Raw genomic sequence first — 19098 nt, 5'->3', positions numbered from 1 at the left:
TGGATTAGATTTCTTCGCTACCACCGGCAGCGGCAAACCAGTTTTTAAGATGAGTTTTCAAGTCTTTGAGCTCATCCGGACCGATGAGCGCTAAACCGAGATCTTCGGCGCGAGTAATGTCGTTGTGACGCAACGGACGGAAGCTCACCAGCATGGCACGGGCCTGTAACCCACCCAATAAGTCACGCAATGACTCCAGTTTATACAGCGTATCATCGCCGTCGTCGCGCATGCCTTTAGTTTTACATTCAATGATGTGAAGCTTATTGTTCACCACCGTAGCAACATCCAACTCGTTGCGCACTTCACGATCGCCCAGTTGGCGATAAACCTGCACGTTAAGCGAGCGGTCTTGAATGGTTGGCATATCGTCCTGGATCTGACGAACGGTGCTGTGAACCAAGGTTTCTAACCATTCACCGTTTGAGAAGCGTCGCGCGTCTTCATTAGCAAACGTGAGAATCCCTTTGTCGTAAGTGGCGATGTCAGCTTCCACTAAATCACTCAGGAGTAGATTGAGTTCGCGGTAGCCTTGCTGTTTGTCGGACAGCTCAACATCCAGGCGCTGCTCTTTACGACAAGTGGTTGCCAGATAGTTCAGTGTCGCCAGACCAGGGCCCAACTCCAGAGCGTTGCTTGCCCAGCGTTCGCCCAATTCGTAAAGCTTTTGATCCAGTTGCGGTGGCAGATTTTGCTCACTGAACTCGCCACGTGCGCCGAAAATGGTCAGATAATCGGAAATGGTGATGCGGTCCTGAACCTGAGTATCTTTATTGCCATCCGGATACAACCAGCACAGGCGATCACTGTTCGGCTCAACGACAAAAATCGGCCAGTGATATGTGCGGAATACTTCATAGACCGACAGCAAACGGTGGCGCAGACCGCAGCTGGCGTTTAGTTTGACGTCGAGATTGCGTTGTTTGAGGTCTTCAGCCAGTTCGCGAATCGAGGTTTTGATGTCGGCGATGTTTGAACCCGCAGGAATCTCGAAAAACTCAGAAGTGATATCACGCTGATTGAGGACCGTATGCAAACGAACATACATTGATTCTTGTGAACGGTCACCGATAAACACAATGTGTCGACTGACGGTTCGATTATCCAGTAGCGGAGTGATCAGACGAACCGGATCCTGATCTATGATGCCAACATGAACGGCCATACGTTATCCTCATGTTTGGCTTGCGAAAAATTGGGATATTTGAGAAGAGCGTTGCAAGCCATAGTATCCATATAACGACGCAGCGCACAAAAAACAAGGGTGACCGCTTAGAAAAGTCACCCTGAGTCAAGATTTTACGCCGCCCTAACAAAGCAAGCGGCTGTTTGGTTGCGGTTTTACAATTTGAAGCGATGCACCAGGTGGCTCTGCTGACTGGCTAACTGAGTCAGATTGGCACTGGTTTGGGCAATTTCACTCATCGCCTGATAGCTTTCATCGGCAATATGGTTGATGTCTTCAATACTGCGAGCAATCGCTGTTGTGGTTTCACTTTGCTCCGCTGCCGCCTGAGAAATGTGAGTACTCATTTGGCTGATCTCGATGATCAATGCCTGAATCTCTTCCATCGCACTGTTGGCGTGAGAAGCTTGCTCCACCGACTGCTCCATATCTTGCATACAACTTTCAATCACTTTACTGGCTGACGTTGAACTGGTCTGCAGATTGCTGATCATGGTTTCAATCTCGGACGTTGATTCGGTGGTACGCTGAGCCAGTACGCGCACTTCATCAGCAACCACGGCAAAGCCTCGGCCCTGCTCGCCAGCACGTGCCGCCTCAATCGCTGCGTTGAGTGCCAGCAGATTGGTTTGTTCTGCGATGTTGCGAATAACATCCAGAATCGAACCGATTTGACTGCTCATTTTACGCAGTTGCCCCACAGCTTCTACAGAATCGTTCAGGCGAGTTTCCAGTTGGTTGATGGTGGTAATGTTGTTACTCATGATATGGCGGCCAGACTCCGAAGCCGTTTCCACCTGTTGTACCATTTCCAACGAGTTTTGCGCACTGTGCGCCACTTCCTGAACAGAATGGGCCATTTCAGTCATGGCGGTCGCCACACTAGCGGTTTGTTCGCGTTGGCTGTTCAATTGCGATTGCGCGCCTTGTGAGGTCGATTGGTTCTGATTGGCTGTTGAGGTCAGATCATCTGAGGCTTGATTGAGTTTGAGCAAAATATCATGCAGGTTATCCGCCAGTGAGTTGATGTGACCGCTGAGGCGAGAAAACTCATTGTTATGAGTGATTTCAATTCGCTGGGTCATATCGCCCTGCGTCAGGCTTTCCAGTGTAGTAAGAATACGTTTCAATGGTGAACGGACGCTGTGCGCGATGTGATAGCCAATACCCGCGGCCAGCAGCACGACCACCAGTCCGATTCCGATCGCCTTGTACACGCCTTGTTGATAAACGTTGCCAGCTTCAGCAAGTGAGTTATCCAGATCTTGCGTCGCTGTTTGGTTGAACGAATCGAGGATCTTCATCGCATTGTCAACTTCGGTCGCTAAGTTCGCGATGTTGTCATACAACGCGGCACGCGCTTTGAGGTATTCGTTGTGTTGATCCAGTACGCCGCCTTTCTGGCCGATATCTTGAGTGAACTTCTGTACGGGTTCATCGAAGGTTTCTTTTAACTCAGGGAGTTGCGTGGCAAGACCGCGATAGGCGTAATTGAGATGAGTAACCGCTTTCTTGTTCTTAGCCACGGCCTTTTCAACAAAATCCACGTCTGAGCTAGCCAGGGCATCCGAGGTAATCACTTCGGCGTCCTTCAGCTTGATGAAATAGCTTTTGGCCATGACTTTGACGGAGATGCTACTTTGGTCATCAACAAAACTCTTCATACCCACATTGAGTTCAAAATGCAGACGTTGAAATTCGCGCGTGGATTTTTGTACTTTTGCCTGAGCGTCGAACATCGCCTGATAGTTGTTCATCGCTTCATTGGCTTCGTTAAAATAGCGACTTTCCAACTGCTTAAGAGCGTCAATACGCTCTTGCAAATCAGGATGTGAGACGCTCGCCGCTGCCAGTTGACTCAATACGGCGCTGAAATCATCTTTCGCCTGAGCGAATTCACCGCGCATTACGTTCATACGGTCGACATTCTGCGTGGTCAAAAAGTCTTTGAAAGATTTGTCTGCAGAGAGCAGTTGAACACTGGTTTTATTAGACAGTGAAACTAGTGGTAAAGCGGTTTTGGATACCCCTTCAAAATTGGAATGAATTTGGCTCATACCTCCCATCATGATGGCCACCGTCACGGCGAACATGATGATTATCAGCGCAAAGCCGGCGTACATACGCCTGATCACTGAACCTTGCATAAATCTCTCCCTTGATACACTCAAAATTCTTATAAAAATAGTAATGACAAATTTGTCTTAAAAAATTAACAAAATAATCATTATTGTATTGAGCGTGAGAAGCGCATTTTATGACGGACACTGCAAAAACATTTTTTATCTGCCGCCAAACTTTGTTTCTGTTAAGTGAACGGTGTTTTTTATTGAGCTTTAATACGCCTTGTCGCATACTCACTCAAACAATGACATTTCAAAATACCTCTGATGGAGAGCTTCATGTCTGAAGAAACCATTTTTAGTAAAATCATTCGCAAAGAAATTCCCGCTGACATTCTGTATCAAGATGACCTGGTAACGGCATTTCGTGATATTAACCCACGTGCGCCAAGCCATGTCCTGATCATTCCGAACAAACTGATTCCGACCGTAAATGACGTGCAAGAAGCAGACGAACTTGCTTTAGGCCGCATGTTTACCGTGGCGAAGAAAATCGCTGAGCAGGAAGGTATTGCTGAAGATGGCTACCGTTTGTTAGTGAACTGCAATTCACACGGCGGCCAAGAGGTTTACCATATCCACATGCATCTGGTGGGCGGCCGTCCGCTAGGCCCTCTGTTGATGAGTTAACCGTTTGTCTGGCCCGGCGTTGCCCGGGTCAGACGCTTCTATTGATGCTCAAGCGGAGTTTGTAGTGAAGTTTAACTTACGACACCTGACCATTTCGCTTACCTGTGTGTGGCTTAGCGCCTGTGCAAACTTCACGGCTGGTAATCTTTTTAGCCATTACAGTGCTCAGAATTCTGACTTATACCAATCGGTTAAAGCGGGCGATTATCAACAAGCCACCGAAGAGTTTTCTGATTACGTTGCCGGAGACATTCTGGACAATCTGGAAAAAGGCCGCGTCTATTTTCTAAATCGCCAATACGCTGAAAGCCAATCCGCACTTGAGTTGTCGGATACGGCGATTCGTCGCCAGCAGGATCAAGCGGTTATTTCTCTCAGCTCGACGGCAACCAGCGTGGGTTCATTGGCGGTAAACGATAACCTCAATGACTATCAGCCAGCAGACTATGAACTTGGTTTTTTGCATCTTTATCTTGGTTTGAACTATCTTCAAAACAATAGTTTAGAAGGGGCGTTGGTGGAAATGCGCCGGGCAAATCAGGTGCAAGAGCAGGCAAGAAAGTCTCGTGAAGCGGAACTTGAGCAAGCGCAGCAGGAAATGCAGTCAAAAGGCGTCACTCCGAATCTGGGCAGTGTTCTGGCCAGATATCCGGATGCCGGGCAGACACTGCAAGCGGTGCAAAACGGTTACCTGCTTTATCTTTCAGCACTGCTTTACGAAGCCTCGAATGACTTGAACAGCGCGTATGTTGATTATCGACGCGCGTTGGCGGTGGCTCCGGAAAACCGTGCTGTGATCGATGGTACGATTCGCGTCGCACAGCGTCTTGGCATGAACGAAGACCTGACGCAGCTCACCACGCGTTACGGTCAGAATGAGTCCCTAAACGATCAGCAGGGGCGGGTTATCGTGATTGACGAACAAGGTATTGTGCAGGCTTTGGAGAGTTGGCGGTTATCTTTACCGCTTTTTGACAGCAGAGGGAATACCGCGTTGTATTCTTTGGCGTTGCCTTACTATCCCAAGCAAACAACGCCGCGGTTTGCACCTCTGCGTCTCAATGATACGGAGTTGCACAGTGATCGCCTGACGGATGTGGATTTGATGGCGCAACGCGATCTGCGAGAACGAATGCCGGCAATGGTTATACGTCAGGCGTTACGAGTGGTGGCAAAAGATCAGTTGCGCAAAGAAGCGACCAAAGGTGACGATGTCGGCAACTTGATTTTTAACGTGTTGAATACGTTAACGGAGCAACCCGATACGCGCAGTTGGTTGACGTTACCTGAAGCTGTGAATGCCTCTAGTTCCGTGGTCGATGCTGGTCAACAAAACTTACAGGTGGATGGTCAAAATTACACCTTTACTGTACCGCAACGCGGGACAACATTGGTGTGGCTGTCGCGTCAGGGAAATCATGCCACCGTATGGCATAAACAACTGGGAAGATTGTAATGAAAAAATGGTTAATCTGTTTATTGTCTGCGTTAGCGCTGATGGGATGTGCTGACAACACCGCTGGCTTGCGAGTTGATGGCAGCACACAGCGAGTGTTGATAGGCGATAACGTTTTGGCGGGCCGTCTGAGCGTTGAAGATATCGCCACTAGTGTGTTCGATGGCCACACCCGCGGTGTCGTTCGTCTGTTGAGTCAATACAGCGGTGACCAACATTTGCAGTACCGTTTTTATTGGTACGACAATGAAGGACTGGAAGTGAACACGCAGCCGGGACCTTGGAAACAAATTATTGTACGTGGGGAAGAGACAGTATCGCTGTCGGAAGTGTCGGTGAACCCGAATGGCACTCAATTCCGCGTACAAATCCGTGCATCAAATGATTAAACTCATCGAGTTAGTTTAGAGGATTCAGAATGAAAAAAAGTATCATCGCGTTGCTTGGCCTGGCAGTAATTCTGGGCGGCTGTTCAAACAAAGTCAGTTATGGTGATGCACAAGCTGTAGAAACTGTCACTGTCGACTTCGGTTCTACGGATCTGCAAAAGATCGCTGCAGATATGATTGATAGCATGATGATGTCTGGTTCAGTGTCGGCAATCACCCGTGACTCACGTCCAATCGTATTTGTTGAGCGCATCAAAAACAAAACCAGCGAACACATCGATACCGAGTCCATCACCGATACCATCAGTACTAAAATGCTGAATTCGGGTAAATTCCGCTTTGTGGATATGGATCGTGTCGAGGCTGTGCGTGAACAGCTGAAATTCCAGAACAACGATGAACTGGTGAACCAAAGCACAGCGATTCAGTTTGGTAAAATGGTGGGCGCCGAGTACATGCTGTATGGCAACCTATCCAGCATCGTGAAGAATGCAGGTAGTGACACTGACGTTTACTACAAAATGACCATGCGCCTGATGGACCTGAAAACAGGCCTGATCGAATGGGCAGATGAAACCGAAATTCGTAAGCAGCAGTCTAAAAGCTTGTTTGGTTTGTAAGCTTTGAAATGAAGAGGTGAGTGATGGCGAGAATGTCCTGGCGTGAAGCGTGTCAGTTAGACCCCACGTTGCAATCCCTTACTCACTTTTTCTCGTTTCCTCCCGAATACGCGCAAACGCTGACGGGAGGGTTGACCAACCGTTGTTGGAAAGTGGTCTGCTCGCAAGGCAAAGCCTATGTATGGCGTCCGACAACTCCGATCACCAAAGCGTTTTCTATCTCTCGTTTCCAGGAATATCAGATTCTTAAGTCGATTGAATCCAGTCATATCGGTCCGGCAGCCGTATCCGTTAACGATCAGGGTCTGCTGGTGGAGTGGATAGAAGGCGAATCGCTGACCAATAATTTGCCGTTCGATTCGCTGCTTCGCACACAAATCCGCATTCATGAACTGAATGTTTCCCGCATTCCGGTGGCCCCGTTCAGCTTTACGGCAAGGGTCGATCACTATTGGATGCAGCTCAAATCTGAGTTCAAAACCGTTGAGATTCAGTCGCTGTATCAGGCCTGGAGAACGACTCCGAATACGGTGGATGTCCTGCCTGCGCTGTGTCATTTTGATCTGGCGGGCTACAATATGGTGAAAACCGCACAGGGCAATAAAGTTATCGACTGGGAATATGCCGCAATCGCAGACCCGAGGATGGACTTAGCGCTGAGCATCAATGTGGCCGGAGAGAAGATTCTCGATTCCGTATTTCGTTATTGCCAGTTACGTGACATTGATGATGTTGATGTGTGGGTGGATGGTGTGCAAGCCTGGTTACCGCGAACGACCATGATGGCCATGCTGTGGTATCTGCTGGCGTTCCAGTTGTGGGGGGACGACAGTTACTATCAGCAGGCATTACACATCAAAGAAACATTCTGTAGTTAGGATCACTGTTTATCCACCTTGTTGCGGTAAATTGTTTTCTATATCTTTAAAACCATACAGTTCGTGGTAGATTAAAACCTCAAGGGAATCGGGGGACATTATGATTATTTATTTGCACGGGTTCGACTCAACTAGCCCAGGGAACCACGAGAAAGTCCTGCAGCTTCAGTTCATCGACGACGACGTTCGTTTCATCAACTACAGTACTTTGCATCCTAAGCATGATATGCAGCATCTGCTCAAAGAAGTTCATAAAGTGATTGAGCAATCCAACGACCCACACCCTATCATTTGTGGGGTAGGTTTAGGCGGCTATTGGTCAGAGCGGGTGGGTTTCTTGTGCGGTATCAAGCAGGTGATTATGAATCCTAATCTGCATCCTGAACGCAACATGGTCGGGCGAATTGATCGTCCTGAAGAGTACGAAGACATCGCCACCAAATGCGTCGAGCAGTACCGAGTTAAGAATAAAGGCCGTTGCCTAGTTATTTTGTCACGTAACGACGAGATTCTGGACAATCGGGAAACTGCTAAAGAGCTACAGGATTACTATGACATTGTTTGGGATGAAGCGCAGTCTCACAAATTCAAAAAGATTTCGCAGCATTTACAGACGATCAAATCCTTCAAAAATGCATAACCAGCACAAATGAAATGAGTTTCAGCGGCCCACAATACGGGCCGTTTTTTTGTCGCAAAAAAGCAGCGAATTCGGCGAATTCTTAGGTTGCGTGGGGAATTTACCTCTATATAATGGCTTGCGCATAAAAAATTTGATAGATATCAAAAAAACAGAAAGAGCAAGAACGAAAACTTGCCCGATATTTTTGCGTTAACCACGCTTTTAGCCCAATGAACGTGTCGATAGAGCATTAATAGCCGAAAACAAACATCGATACCCAAACGACAGTTTTGCAAAGAATTCTCTCGGTATGAGTCATCGTGCCGAACCATAGTTATTGATATTTGTTTTGAGGATTGTTGTTGTGACACGCATTATCGTAGTAGGCGGTGGCGCTGGTGGTCTTGAGCTTGCAACCAAGCTGGGCCGTACACTGGGCCGTAAACATCGCGCAGAAATCACACTGGTAGACCGTAACTCTAGCCACCTTTGGAAACCTTTGTTGCACGAAGTTGCAACCGGGTCTCTGGATGAAGGGGTGGACGCTCTGAGTTACCGTGCTCATGCCAAAAACCACAGCTTTGACTTTCAACTAGGCAGCCTTGAGTCCATCGACCGCGACAGCAAAACCATCATGCTGAGCGAACTGAAAGATGAACATGGTGAGCTTCTGATGCCAAAACGTGAATTGTCTTATGACATTCTGGTGCTGGCGATTGGTTCCACATCGAACGATTTCAACACTCCTGGTGTTCGTGAACACTGTATCTTCCTGGATAGCCCTGAACAGGCAAACCGCTTCCGTACAGAGATGAACAACGAGTTCCTGAAACTGCACGCGAAAAATGGTAACGGTACGGTAGATATCGCTATTGTCGGCGCGGGCGCGACGGGCGTGGAGTTGTCAGCGGAACTGCACAACGCGGTGAAAGAACTGCATACCTATGGCTTCGGTGATTTGGATTCCAGCAAGCTGAACGTGAACCTGATTGAAGCGGGTGAACGTATTCTGCCAGCATTGCCACCACGTATTTCAGCTGCTGCACACAGTGAGCTGACTAAACTGGGTGTGAATGTGCGTACCGCAACGATGGTCACAAAAGCGGAATCGGATGGCCTGACAACGAAAGACGGCGAAAAAATCTCTGCGCAAATCATGGTTTGGGCGGCGGGTATTAAAGCACCGGATTTCATGAAAGAGATTGCTGGCCTAGAAACCAACCGCATTAACCAACTGGTGGTGAAAGACACTCTACAAACCACACGTGACGACGATATTTTTGTTATCGGCGATTTGGCACAATGCACTCAGGCTGACGGTTCATTCGTTCCACCACGTGCTCAAGCTGCGCACCAGATGGCGAGTCTTGCGTTTAAAAACATTGTGGCAAAACTGATTGGTCGCGAGATGAAACCTTACGTCTACAAAGACCATGGTTCTCTGGTGTCTCTGAGCCGATTCTCTACCGTTGGTAGCCTGATGGGCAACCTAACTAAAGGCTCTATGATGGTTGAAGGCCGTATCGCACGGGTGGTGTATATTTCACTATACCGCATGCATCAGATGGCGTTGCACGGCATGTTCAAAACTGGCCTGATGATGCTGGTGGGACGAATCAACCGCGTATTGCGTCCAAACCTCAAGCTTCACTAAGCAAGATGAATTAAAAAAGCCCCATCAGGGGCTTTTTTATTATTCTGGAATCAATGAATAGACAATGCCATCTTTAGGTTTACCGTCGAACAGAAAGCGGTTTCTGGCAATGGTTTCTTGCATCGCACCGCAGGCAATAGCGAGACGTTGACTGGCTGCGTTGTCCGGATCGCAAACGATCTCAAGCCGGGTGAGCTCCAGCCTGCTGAAACAGAACTCAATCAGCGCGCTAAGCGCTTCTTTTCCCATGCCCTGATGCTGATAGGTGTCGGCAACCCAGTAACCGAGGCTGGCCATATTGAAGGTATGGTAAAACTCATTAATCGCCACCATTCCCACAAGTTGCTGTTGCTTCTTATCAAACACACCAAATCCGTAAGAGTCGGCCTTTACCCAGTTCAAACGGGTCGCCAGGATGAAACGTTCAGCTTCCTGCGTTGAGAACTGCGCATAGCACCAATCCACCCACTGGTGCAGCGAAGGGGAGTGGCGAACGCAGTCAGCAAACTCCGCGGCTTCATCGAGAGTAATCAGGCGTAATTGCAGACGTTGGGTAATTATCTGAAAATCAGGGCTCATAAGTGATGCACCTATGCACGGTTTATCAGGTTTGAGTATAAAAGAAACGCCCACAAGGGGCGTTTCTTTAATTCTGGTCGACTCGGCGAACCTGGATGATCATCCCCATCAGAGGGTGATCCAAATAGTGGGTTTCGCCACTGCGCATTCGGCGCTTCTGATCCATGCGGTAGCTCTTCAGGAATGATTCCACATCCACGGTTGGCGATACGGATTCCAGGTTACCCGCCTGAACGGTGGCATTCTGCTCATCGGGTGCCACCGTCAGATCCAGTGGAGTATCCTTCATCACCACTTCGCGCACGCTTGGCTCTTTTAAATCCATCATTGCCTCAGCATACAGATAGTGCTGAACGTAGATTTGCAGTGTGCCATCGAGCTCATACAGCGGTTTGGCAATGCTCTGCTCTACAACACCATTAATCGGCGTGTCGGTGGTGGCTGCTTTGGTCATCTCGCTGCCATCCGGCTTAAACTGGGCAGAATAATCTTTGCCCGCCTGAATGTGAAAAATCGGCGCGGCAGCGCGGCCTTCATCACCCTGACGCCAAGCCGTGTGCAGCAGTACCTGGAAACCGGCGTGGTTCTTCAGTTTCTGGGCCTGATCGTTTAGTTGGTACTGAGAATAAGGCAGCATCTGCACGCCTTTTGACTGGCGATAATTCGCATCGCCGAAGCTGCCAGCGCGCGATACGTTGATTTCCGGCAGGCTGTTTGGCCATGATTCACTCACTTTTTCAGCATCAACCGCTCGTTTGAAGAGAATCACTTCAATGTCGAACTGTCGCTGTGCCAGGCTTGGCATGGATACCAGCAAAAGTAGTAGTGGGATCAGCTTTTTCATTATGACTCCGTTATTCAGTGCGACGGCACTTTATTCTTGTCCCCATACACCAATGAAACAATCACATCATGCTGTATGGGTAGATCAAAAGAGAACGTATCTCTCAGGCTGCTGGAAGTAGATTTTGCTGGAATTCACTCAACATGTCTGCAACAAATTGAATTCTTTCTCTGCGATCGACCAGAGGTAAGGCAAATTTAAACTTGGTCGGCCCTTCCATAGCGAATTTCTTCGGTTGCGATTGCAGTAGTTTAACCAAAAACATAGGGTTAATGTCAGCATTCGGATAGAACTCAATGTAGCCACCTTTCTCATGTGCCTCAATTTTGCGGATTTTGAGTCGTGCGGCGTTGAGTTTGAGTTCGGCAATCGCCAGCAGGTTGAGCGCAGCGTCCGGCAGTTTGCCAAAGCGGTCAATCAGCTCGACTTTCAGTTCCGTCAGTTCATCGCTGTCAGCTACGCTGGCGATCTGCTTGTACATCGACAAGCGGGTGTTAATGTCCGGAATGTAGTCATCGGGCAGCAACGCAGGAATTCGCATTTCAATTTCGGTTTGCTCACGCAAGAGATCGTCCAAGGACGGCTCTTTGCCTGACTTCAAGGCTTCGACGGCTTGCTCCAGCATTTCCATGTACAGCGTAAAACCAATCGACTGAATCTGACCGCTCTGCTCATCGCCAAGCAATTCACCCGCGCCGCGAATTTCCAGATCGTGAGTCGCCAGAGTGAAGCCTGCGCCAAGATCTTCCAACGAGGCAATGGCTTCAAGCCGTTTTATCGCGTCTTTGGTCATTGCTTTCGGATGCGGCGTCAGCAGGTAGGCGTAAGCCTGATGGTGAGAACGGCCGACGCGTCCACGTAACTGGTGTAACTGCGCCAGACCCAATGAATCGGCGCGATCCATGATGATGGTGTTGGCGGTCGGCACGTCGATGCCCGTTTCAATGATGGTGGTACACACCAGCAGGTTGAAGCGCTGATGGTAAAAATCGTTCATCACGCGTTCCAATTCGCGCTCGCGCATCTGGCCGTGCGCGACGGTAATGCGTGCTTCCGGAATCAGTTTTTCCAGATCGGCGGCCACTTTATCGATGCTTTCCACCTGATTATGCAGGAAGTACACCTGACCACCACGCATGATTTCACGCAGTACGGCTTCGCGGATCACGCTGTCTTCACTCTGACGAACAAAGGTTTTGATCGCCATACGACGAGCCGGAGGGGTTGCGATGATCGACAGATCGCGCATGCCACTCATCGCCATATTGAGGGTTCGCGGAATCGGTGTTGCGGTCAAAGTCAGAATATCGACGTCAGCGCGCATTGCTTTGACCTTCTCTTTCTGGCGCACGCCGAAACGGTGTTCTTCGTCGACCACAAGCAGGCCCAAATCGGCAAACTTGATGTCGCTCGAAAGCAGCTTATGAGTGCCGACAACGATGTCCACTTTGCCGTCTGCCACGTCTTGCAAAATGGCTTTCTGTTCTTTGGCCGATTTAAAGCGCGATAGCACTTCTACCCGAATCGGCAGGTTAGCAAAACGGTCGCGGAAGTTTTCAAAATGTTGTTGAGCGAGCAGGGTGGTCGGCACTAATACCGCCACTTGTTTTCCGTTGTCGGTGGCGACAAAGGCGGCGCGCATGGCGACTTCGGTTTTGCCAAAGCCCACGTCACCACACACCAGACGGTCCATGGCTTTCGGCTGACACATATCCGACATCACCGCATTAATGGCCATTGCCTGATCGTCGGTTTCTTCGAATGGGAAGCCCGATTTGAAGGTCGCGTACTGATCGCGATCGAGTTGGAATTTATAGCCAGGTTTCAGTTCACGTTTGGCGTATACATCCAGCAGCTCCGCCGCAACGTCACGCACTTTCTCCGCTGCCTTGCGGCGCGCTTTTGCCCATGCTTCGCCACCGAGTTTATGCAGTGGCGCACTCTCTTCGGCACCGCCGGAATAGCGGCTGATGAGATTCAACGACGAAACCGGCACGTAAAGCTTGGCGTCGTTCTGATACTCCAACGTCACATATTCGGTGGTCATACCGCCAGCTTCCAGGGTTTGCAGGCCGACATAACGACCGATACCGTGATCAATATGCACCACGGGTTGCCCTGGTTTGAGTTCAGCCAGATTGCGGATGATGGCATCACTGTTGGTCGCTTTGCGCTCTTTCTTGCGGCGCTGAATAACGCGATCACCCAGTAAATCGCTTTCGCAAATCAACGCAAGCTGATGATCGCCAAAGATAAAGCCGCGCTCTGCCGAGCCCAACACCAACGCAAACTTATCGTCATTCCGATAAGCCTGCATAAAGTCGGCTTTGCTCTGCGGACGAAGTTTGATGCGTTGCAGCAGTTCCAGTAGTGCTTCGCGGCGACCTTCAGACTCCACCGAGAAAATCACTTTCCCGGCAAAACTTTCGCAGAACTGGCGCAGAGCGGCCAGTGGTTCTTTGTTCTGATGTTGAACTGCCAAGTCTGGTAGTGGTTGTAGACGTGGATTGACTCGGCCGGTTTTTTCTTCCACCGGTTCAACACTCAGCAGCACCTGAGGCAGGGTTTTAAAACGCGCAAACAGTTCGTCTTTTTTCAGCCACAGCTCCTCCGGTGGCAGCAGTGGGCGCAGCGGGTCGATTTTGCGTTGGTCGTAACGGTAATCCACATCTTTAAGAAAATGATCGATGGCGTTTTCTAGTTGGCCAACACTCAACAACTGGCTGCCTGAAGGCAGATAGTCAAAAAGCGTTTCGGTGTGGTCAAAAAACAGCGGCTGCCAGTATTCGATCCCCGCCGGCCACGTACCTTTGGAAACCTGCATATAGACAGATTCGGGCTCGCGACGCGCTTCAAAGCGGCCGCGCCATCGCGTACGGAACTCTTCAATTGCCTGCTCGGTGGTCGGAAACTCATGTGCTGGTAACAGACAGATTTCACCGATTTCTTCAATCGAACGCTGGTTTTCCGGATCGAAAGTACGAATGGTGTCGATTTCATCATCGAAGAAGTCAATCCGGTACGGATCGGCGCTCCCCATCGGGAACAGATCGAGAATCGAACCACGGCTGGCGTATTCGCCTGGACCAAAGACTTGATCGACATGGCGGTAACCAGAGTTCTCCAACTGCACTCGCAGCTTATCTAACGAGAACAGGTCTCCGCGTTTGACCATCAACGTGTGTTGTAACAGAAAATCGCGCGGTGTTTGACGTTGCAACAGTGTGCTCACCGGCACGATAGTAATGCCGCGCGTTAACGAAGGCAGTTGATAGAGCCGGGAAATTCGGTCGGAAATGATTTCTTGGTGCGGCGAAAAGTTATCGTACGGCAGGGTTTCCCAATCCGGAAACAGAGCCACCGCTGCCTGACTGAACTGCTCAATCTCCTGCAGCAGCTTAAGCGCCGTTTGTGGATCAGGCACTGCGAGCAGAGTATGGCCGTTGTGCTGGTTGGCCAATTCGGCAATGGCGAGCGCCAGACTGGCACCATGAAGATTACCAACGTGTTTTTTGTCTCCCGCTCCAGTAGCGGCAGGCAGAGAGAGTAAAGTTTGTTTAGTCATGGTAACGCTTATGATTTTTCTCGGTCTAAAGAGCGTTGACGCAGCAGCTTCTGCTGTTGATAAAGGGCGGCTTTAATTAGCAGATCCTGATCGGTATCGCGCAGCAGTTCGTAACGTACCGTCACGATGAAATGGCCTTCTTCTGCTTCACAGGCAACAACCAGGCCGTAACAGTAGATAGCGGCCGCGGGATGTTCCAGAAAGAGCTTGGCTCGCACTTGCTGACCCGATTGCAAAGCACTTTTCGCTTTGTAGGTGAACTGGCTGGCGCCAAAGCTGACGGTGAAGGTTCGCAAGGTCGGATCGTCTTGTTGTGACAGCATGAAACTCAGTAGCAGATTCAGTTTCGAGTTCTGTGTTTCCAACAACTGAATCACGTGTTTAAAGTCGCTGTTTTTCAGTTCGAGCCTGGCTGCATCGTTGAGTTGATCCATCTGGCTGAATTCACTGGCGACAACAAACGGCGCCGGGATTTCAGCTTCAAAATCCAGTGGAGAAGGCAGCAGAAAGTCGGCCGGCATCGGCTCAACGTTGATGTTCAGTGCGTGATGCACCGTGAAATATTCTTGATCTGTCATAGTGTGTTCCTTCTCACCTCTGTGTTGATTATCGCTATACAGACCAAGTAATCAAGGTATGTCATTGTTATTGGTGTGAATTGAAGCGCCTCTAACAGAGAATTAGCAAAGAAAAACTACAACCTTGGCGGGATTCTCGCTACAGTAACGCCATCCTATTTGATTGGTTTTCATTATGTTTCATCCGATTTCTACCTTCATCGGGTTACGCTATCTGCGCGGGCGATCCGGTGACAGGTTCAGTCGTTTCGTTTCTTATATGTCGACGGCGGGCATCACCATCGGTGTGATGGCGCTGGTCACGGTGCTTTCGGTCATGAATGGCTTTGAAGCGCAGCTTAAAAATCGCATTCTTGGCGTGTTGCCACAAGCGGTGGTCTCTCAGGCTCAGGACAAAACGGTGCTGACCGATCAGGCGCCGCAATTTATTCGTGCGCTCTCGACTCAACGCGAACCTGAACCGATTGTTCGCAGCGAAGCGGTGATTCAGAGCGCATCGCAGCTTTCTGCCGGATTAATGGTCGGCATTGAGCCTAATCAACACGACCCGATTGGCGACTATCTGATTGCAGGGCGCTTGTCTTCGCTCACCGAAGGTGAATACCGCGTCTTTCTCGGCCACACGCTGGCGCGGAATTTGAGTGTGTCCGTCGGCGATAAGGTCCGCCTGATGGTGACCAGTGCCAGTCAGTTTACCCCGCTTGGCCGTATTCCGAGCCAACGTAATTTCACGGTTGCTGGTATTTTCAATACGGGTTCGGATGTGGATGGTCAGTTAATGATCACGCACATTCACGACGCAGGCAAATTACTGCGTTTTGACGACAAAACCGTTTCCGGCTGGCGTTTGTTCTTCAGCGACCCGTTTGTGGTTGGTGAGCTATCGAAGTCGCCACTGCCGGATGGCTGGCAATGGAGCGACTGGCGCGATCAACGCGGTGAGCTTTTCCAAGCCGTGCGGATGGAAAAGAACATGATGGGTCTGATGCTGGGACTGATTGTTGGTGTTGCGGCGTTCAACATCATTTCTGCACTGATCATGGTGGTGATGGAGAAACAGGCGGAAGTGGCGATTTTGAAAACCCAGGGGATGACGGATCGCCAAGTGCTGGCTATTTTCATGGTTCAGGGGGCCAGCAGCGGCGTGATTGGCGCCATCTTCGGGGGCGCGCTCGGCGTGCTGCTGGCGGATAATCTCAATACCATTATGGATGCCCTTGGCGTGGCCTTGTTCCCGATGGGCGGTGAACTGCCTGTGCTGATTAATCCGCTGCAAATCTGTGTTGTCGTAGTTCTGGCTATTGCGCTAAGCCTGTTGGCGACTCTGTTCCCGTCTTACCGCGCATCTTCTGTTAAACCCGCTGAGGCTCTACGTTATGAATAACCTTTTACGTTGTCATCAAGTTTGCAAAACTTATCAGGAAGGCGATCTTCAGACGCAAGTGCTTAAAGGTGTGAGCTTTGAACTGCAGAAAGGGGAACTGGCATCGATCATTGGTTCATCAGGCTCAGGTAAAAGCACCTTGCTGCACATTCTGGGTGCACTGGATGATGCGACTCAGGGCCATGTCGAGTTTTTGGGTCAACAGTTGAGCGCACTGAGTTCAAATAAACAAGCTAAGATCCGCAACCAACATTTGGGCTTTGTTTACCAGTTCCATCACTTGCTCGCCGATTTCAGTGCGTTAGAGAACGTTGCGATGCCGTTGCTGATTGGTGGTAAAAAAGTGGCGCAGGCGAAACAGGACGCGGCGGCGTTGCTGGAGCGGGTTGGACTCTCGCATCGTCTGGAACATCGACCTTCTGAGCTTTCCGGTGGTGAACGTCAGCGTGTGGCGATTGCCCGTGCGCTGGTGAATAAACCCGATTTAGTTCTGGCAGATGAGCCGACAGGTAACCTTGACCACAAAACTGCGCTGTCTATTTACGATTTGATGCGTGAATTGAACCGTGAGTCGGGCACCGCCTTTTTAGTCGTGACGCACGACGGTGAATTGGCCGCCAAGATGGATCGCCGACTGCACATGCAGGATGGTCTGCTGCTGAATGTGGGGGAAGCATAGGTGCTGGCTTCATTGTCTCTTTTCATCGGCGGTCGTTTTAGTCGCGCTAAGCAGCGCAACAAAATGGTGTCGTTTATTTCGCTCTCATCCACCATCGGTATTGCAGTTGGTGTCGCGGTGATCATCATTGGTCTGTCGGCGATGAACGGATTTGAACGCGAGTTACAAAACCGTGTTCTGTCGGTTATCCCACATGGCGAGTTTGAAGGTGTGCGCGGTCCTATTCAGAACTGGCAGTCGATGGTGAAACAAGCAACCAAAAATCCGCAGGTGTTGGCTGCTGCGCCGTATGTCAAATTCACTGCGCTGGCTGAAAAAGGTACGCAGCTAAAAGCCATTGAAGTGCGCGGTGTGGATCCCGATATGGAACAGGCGGTATCGCGTTTGTCGCAGTTCGTGACCAATAACGCGTGGTCAACGTTTGTGCCCGGTGAACAGCAGGTGATTCTGGGCAAAGGTGTGGCGGATCAGCTTGGGGCCAAGGTCGGTGACTATGTCACGTTGATGATCCCAACTGCCGACGGTTCGTCACGCGTACAGGCTCCTCGTCGAATTCGGGTGCAGATTTCTGGTCTGTTGGCCCTGAACGGCCAAATTGACCACAGCATGGCACTGCTGCCGTTAGCCGATGCGCAGCAATATGCGCGTTTGGATCAGGGCGTGAGCGGCGTATCTATCAAGGTGGCTGATGTGCTGAGTGCGAATCAAATCGTGCGCTCAGTGGGTAACACGCTGAATGAATATGTTTACCTGCGCAGCTGGCAGCAGAAGTTTGGCTTTCTGTATCGCGACATTCAAATGGTGCGCACCATTATGTATCTGGTGATGGTGCTGGTGATAGGGGTGGCGAGTTTTAACATTGTGTCCACGCTGATGATGGCGGTTAAGGACCGCGCTGGCGAGATCGCGATTCTGCGCACTATGGGCGCGACGGATGGTCTGGTGAAGCGAATTTTCGTCTGGCAGGGCGTGTTTTCTGGTGTGCTGGGCAGTATCGTCGGCAGTGTGTTTGGTGTCGTGATTGCGTTTAACCTCACTCCTTTGGTGAAAGGGCTGGAAACGCTGATTGGCCATCACTTTTTATCCGGTGATATCTATTTTGTGGATTTCCTGCCTTCACAGGTGGAAAGTGGTGATGTGCTGTTGGTGTCTGGCACGGCAATCGTGCTGAGCCTGCTCGCAACCTGGTATCCCGCAGCGCGCGCCAGCAAGCTCAATCCGGCGAGCGTACTGAGTAGCAAGTAACCATTAAGCCGAATCAGGCACAACAAAAAAGGACCCGATGGGTCCTTTTTTCATACTCGGTTTGCAAGTGTTGCAAACCAGAATTAGTCATCGCTCTCAGCGCTAATTAAATGCTGCACAGCGCTAACGCCTTCAGATTATCTTGGAGGGCATTTTCGTCACGCGGCGTTTTTGCCAGCTGCGAACCACGGAATAGCGCCACAGGCCGCGAATACCAAAATAGCCAAGAAACGCAGCCACCACACCACATACGCCACAACCTAGCAGGAACGGAGGCCCGATGGTACTCATTTGTTGCATGATGAAATCCCAGGTCAGCTCAAAATGAAACGGCTGCGGCGGTACATTCATCAGCCATGCGCCGAGTTTGTAACAGAAGTAGAAAATGACTGGCATCGTGATGGGGTTAGTAATCCAGACCAGAGCCACAGAAAGAGGTAAGTTCACACCACATAAAATGGCAAGCCCGGCTGACATGATCATCTGACTTGGCAGTGGAACAAACGCCATAAACAGACCAACGGCGAAAGCGCCCGCAGCAGAGCGTCGATTGAGACACCACAAGTTCGGGTTATACAGCACATTGCCAAAAACTTTTAATGCCTTTTGACGCTTAATCACATCATGGTCAGGCATGAACCGCTTAATGAATTTTCTTGGCATAGG

The 19098-nt window shown here is 50.0% G+C and carries 17 protein-coding genes; 10 read left to right on the top strand and 7 right to left on the bottom strand.

The window, feature by feature from the left end:
- Window positions 1-4 precede the first annotated feature (4 nt).
- Window positions 5-1165: a DUF1887 family protein gene (locus tag LGV68_RS05815; protein WP_020327805.1), complete on the bottom strand. Its 1161-nt coding sequence runs from the start codon at window positions 1163-1165 to the stop codon at window positions 5-7.
- A 176-nt stretch (window positions 1166-1341) separates the two neighbouring features.
- On the bottom strand, window positions 1342-3333 hold the full coding sequence (locus LGV68_RS05810; RefSeq protein WP_047456925.1) for a methyl-accepting chemotaxis protein: 1992 nt from the start codon (window positions 3331-3333) through the stop codon (window positions 1342-1344).
- A gap of 255 nt (window positions 3334-3588) precedes the next feature.
- Here LGV68_RS05810 and hinT point away from each other — a divergent pair, with 255 nt between their 5' ends.
- The 7 genes from hinT to LGV68_RS05775 all read left to right on the top strand — a co-directional run bounded on the left by hinT (window position 3589) and on the right by LGV68_RS05775 (window position 9558).
- Complete coding sequence (gene hinT / locus LGV68_RS05805) at window positions 3589-3939, top strand: purine nucleoside phosphoramidase (RefSeq protein WP_020327803.1); 351 nt, start codon at window positions 3589-3591, stop codon at window positions 3937-3939.
- Between the two features lie 64 nt (window positions 3940-4003).
- Window positions 4004-5395: a lipoprotein gene (locus LGV68_RS05800; protein WP_038127189.1), complete on the top strand. Its 1392-nt coding sequence runs from the start codon at window positions 4004-4006 to the stop codon at window positions 5393-5395.
- A complete protein-coding gene (locus LGV68_RS05795; RefSeq protein ID WP_222725364.1) occupies window positions 5395-5784 on the top strand; it encodes a DUF1425 domain-containing protein in 390 nt (129 codons plus the stop codon). Before LGV68_RS05800 ends, LGV68_RS05795 begins: the two co-directional genes overlap by 1 nt.
- 29 nt (window positions 5785-5813) lie before the next feature.
- Window positions 5814-6404, top strand: coding sequence for a penicillin-binding protein activator LpoB (gene lpoB / locus LGV68_RS05790; RefSeq protein WP_020327800.1), 591 nt, complete (start codon window positions 5814-5816; stop codon window positions 6402-6404).
- Window positions 6405-6427: 23 nt separating this feature from the next.
- Complete coding sequence (locus tag LGV68_RS05785) at window positions 6428-7282, top strand: phosphotransferase (protein WP_020327799.1); 855 nt, start codon at window positions 6428-6430, stop codon at window positions 7280-7282.
- A 100-nt stretch (window positions 7283-7382) separates the two neighbouring features.
- Window positions 7383-7922 (top strand): alpha/beta hydrolase YcfP, encoded by a 540-nt coding sequence (gene ycfP, locus LGV68_RS05780; protein WP_020327798.1) that lies wholly within the window; start codon window positions 7383-7385, stop codon window positions 7920-7922.
- Window positions 7923-8268: 346 nt separating this feature from the next.
- Window positions 8269-9558, top strand: coding sequence for an NAD(P)/FAD-dependent oxidoreductase (locus LGV68_RS05775; protein WP_075988710.1), 1290 nt, complete (start codon window positions 8269-8271; stop codon window positions 9556-9558).
- A gap of 39 nt (window positions 9559-9597) precedes the next feature.
- Here LGV68_RS05775 and LGV68_RS05770 read toward each other — a convergent pair whose 3' ends face one another.
- The 4 genes from LGV68_RS05770 to LGV68_RS05755 all read right to left on the bottom strand — a co-directional run bounded on the left by LGV68_RS05770 (window position 9598) and on the right by LGV68_RS05755 (window position 15124).
- Window positions 9598-10137, bottom strand: a complete 540-nt coding sequence (locus tag LGV68_RS05770) for a GNAT family protein (protein ID WP_055453399.1) — start codon at window positions 10135-10137, stop codon at window positions 9598-9600.
- A 67-nt stretch (window positions 10138-10204) separates the two neighbouring features.
- A complete protein-coding gene (locus LGV68_RS05765) occupies window positions 10205-10981 on the bottom strand; it encodes a peptidoglycan binding protein CsiV (RefSeq protein ID WP_020327795.1) in 777 nt (258 codons plus the stop codon).
- A gap of 103 nt (window positions 10982-11084) precedes the next feature.
- Window positions 11085-14546, bottom strand: a complete 3462-nt coding sequence (gene mfd, locus LGV68_RS05760; protein ID WP_222749509.1) for a transcription-repair coupling factor — start codon at window positions 14544-14546, stop codon at window positions 11085-11087.
- Between the two features lie 8 nt (window positions 14547-14554).
- The gene (locus tag LGV68_RS05755; RefSeq protein WP_024373531.1) at window positions 14555-15124 is read right to left on the bottom strand and encodes a hypothetical protein; all 570 of its coding nucleotides are present in this window, start codon (window positions 15122-15124) and stop codon (window positions 14555-14557) included.
- 175 nt (window positions 15125-15299) lie between these two features.
- On the opposite strand from LGV68_RS05755, the gene lolC reads away from it, so the two are divergent.
- From lolC to lolE, 3 genes are read left to right on the top strand one after another with little or no spacing between them, the layout of a single operon-like run.
- Window positions 15300-16508, top strand: coding sequence for a lipoprotein-releasing ABC transporter permease subunit LolC (gene lolC, locus LGV68_RS05750; protein WP_252536377.1), 1209 nt, complete (start codon window positions 15300-15302; stop codon window positions 16506-16508).
- A complete protein-coding gene (gene lolD / locus LGV68_RS05745; protein ID WP_020327790.1) occupies window positions 16501-17187 on the top strand; it encodes a lipoprotein-releasing ABC transporter ATP-binding protein LolD in 687 nt (228 codons plus the stop codon). The genes lolC and lolD overlap by 8 nt, the downstream gene beginning before the upstream one ends.
- Entirely contained in the window at window positions 17188-18432 is a 1245-nt protein-coding gene (gene lolE / locus LGV68_RS05740; protein ID WP_158124606.1) for a lipoprotein-releasing ABC transporter permease subunit LolE, read from the top strand.
- A 132-nt stretch (window positions 18433-18564) separates the two neighbouring features.
- On the opposite strand, the gene LGV68_RS05735 is transcribed toward lolE, so the two are convergent.
- Window positions 18565-19095, bottom strand: a complete 531-nt coding sequence (locus LGV68_RS05735; RefSeq protein WP_020327788.1) for a DUF2062 domain-containing protein — start codon at window positions 19093-19095, stop codon at window positions 18565-18567.
- Between the last annotated feature and the right edge of the window lie 3 nt (window positions 19096-19098).

The sequence above is a fragment of the Vibrio sp. LQ2 genome (assembly GCF_023920125.1).
GTDB lineage: Bacteria > Pseudomonadota > Gammaproteobacteria > Enterobacterales > Vibrionaceae > Vibrio > Vibrio fluvialis.
Note: the sequence above shows the minus strand (reverse complement) of the source record. Positions and strands in the feature narration are given on the sequence as shown.

Bases quoted from the DNA above. Each gene is read 5' to 3' on its own strand.
- LGV68_RS05815 (WP_020327805.1), bottom strand. From the start codon at position 1,165: ATGGCCGTTCATGTTGGCATCATAGATCAGGATCCGGTTCGTCTGATC.
- LGV68_RS05810 (WP_047456925.1), bottom strand. From the start codon at position 3,333: ATGCAAGGTTCAGTGATCAGGCGTATGTACGCCGGCTTTGCGCTGATA.
- hinT (WP_020327803.1), top strand. From the start codon at position 3,589: ATGTCTGAAGAAACCATTTTTAGTAAAATCATTCGCAAAGAAATTCCC.
- LGV68_RS05795 (WP_222725364.1), top strand. From the start codon at position 5,395: ATGAAAAAATGGTTAATCTGTTTATTGTCTGCGTTAGCGCTGATGGGA.
- lpoB (WP_020327800.1), top strand. From the start codon at position 5,814: ATGAAAAAAAGTATCATCGCGTTGCTTGGCCTGGCAGTAATTCTGGGC.
- LGV68_RS05785 (WP_020327799.1), top strand. From the start codon at position 6,428: ATGGCGAGAATGTCCTGGCGTGAAGCGTGTCAGTTAGACCCCACGTTG.
- ycfP (WP_020327798.1), top strand. From the start codon at position 7,383: ATGATTATTTATTTGCACGGGTTCGACTCAACTAGCCCAGGGAACCAC.
- LGV68_RS05770 (WP_055453399.1), bottom strand. From the start codon at position 10,137: ATGAGCCCTGATTTTCAGATAATTACCCAACGTCTGCAATTACGCCTG.
- LGV68_RS05765 (WP_020327795.1), bottom strand. From the start codon at position 10,981: ATGAAAAAGCTGATCCCACTACTACTTTTGCTGGTATCCATGCCAAGC.
- mfd (WP_222749509.1), bottom strand. From the start codon at position 14,546: ATGACTAAACAAACTTTACTCTCTCTGCCTGCCGCTACTGGAGCGGGA.
- LGV68_RS05755 (WP_024373531.1), bottom strand. From the start codon at position 15,124: ATGACAGATCAAGAATATTTCACGGTGCATCACGCACTGAACATCAAC.
- lolC (WP_252536377.1), top strand. From the start codon at position 15,300: ATGTTTCATCCGATTTCTACCTTCATCGGGTTACGCTATCTGCGCGGG.
- lolD (WP_020327790.1), top strand. From the start codon at position 16,501: ATGAATAACCTTTTACGTTGTCATCAAGTTTGCAAAACTTATCAGGAA.
- LGV68_RS05735 (WP_020327788.1), bottom strand. From the start codon at position 19,095: ATGCCAAGAAAATTCATTAAGCGGTTCATGCCTGACCATGATGTGATT.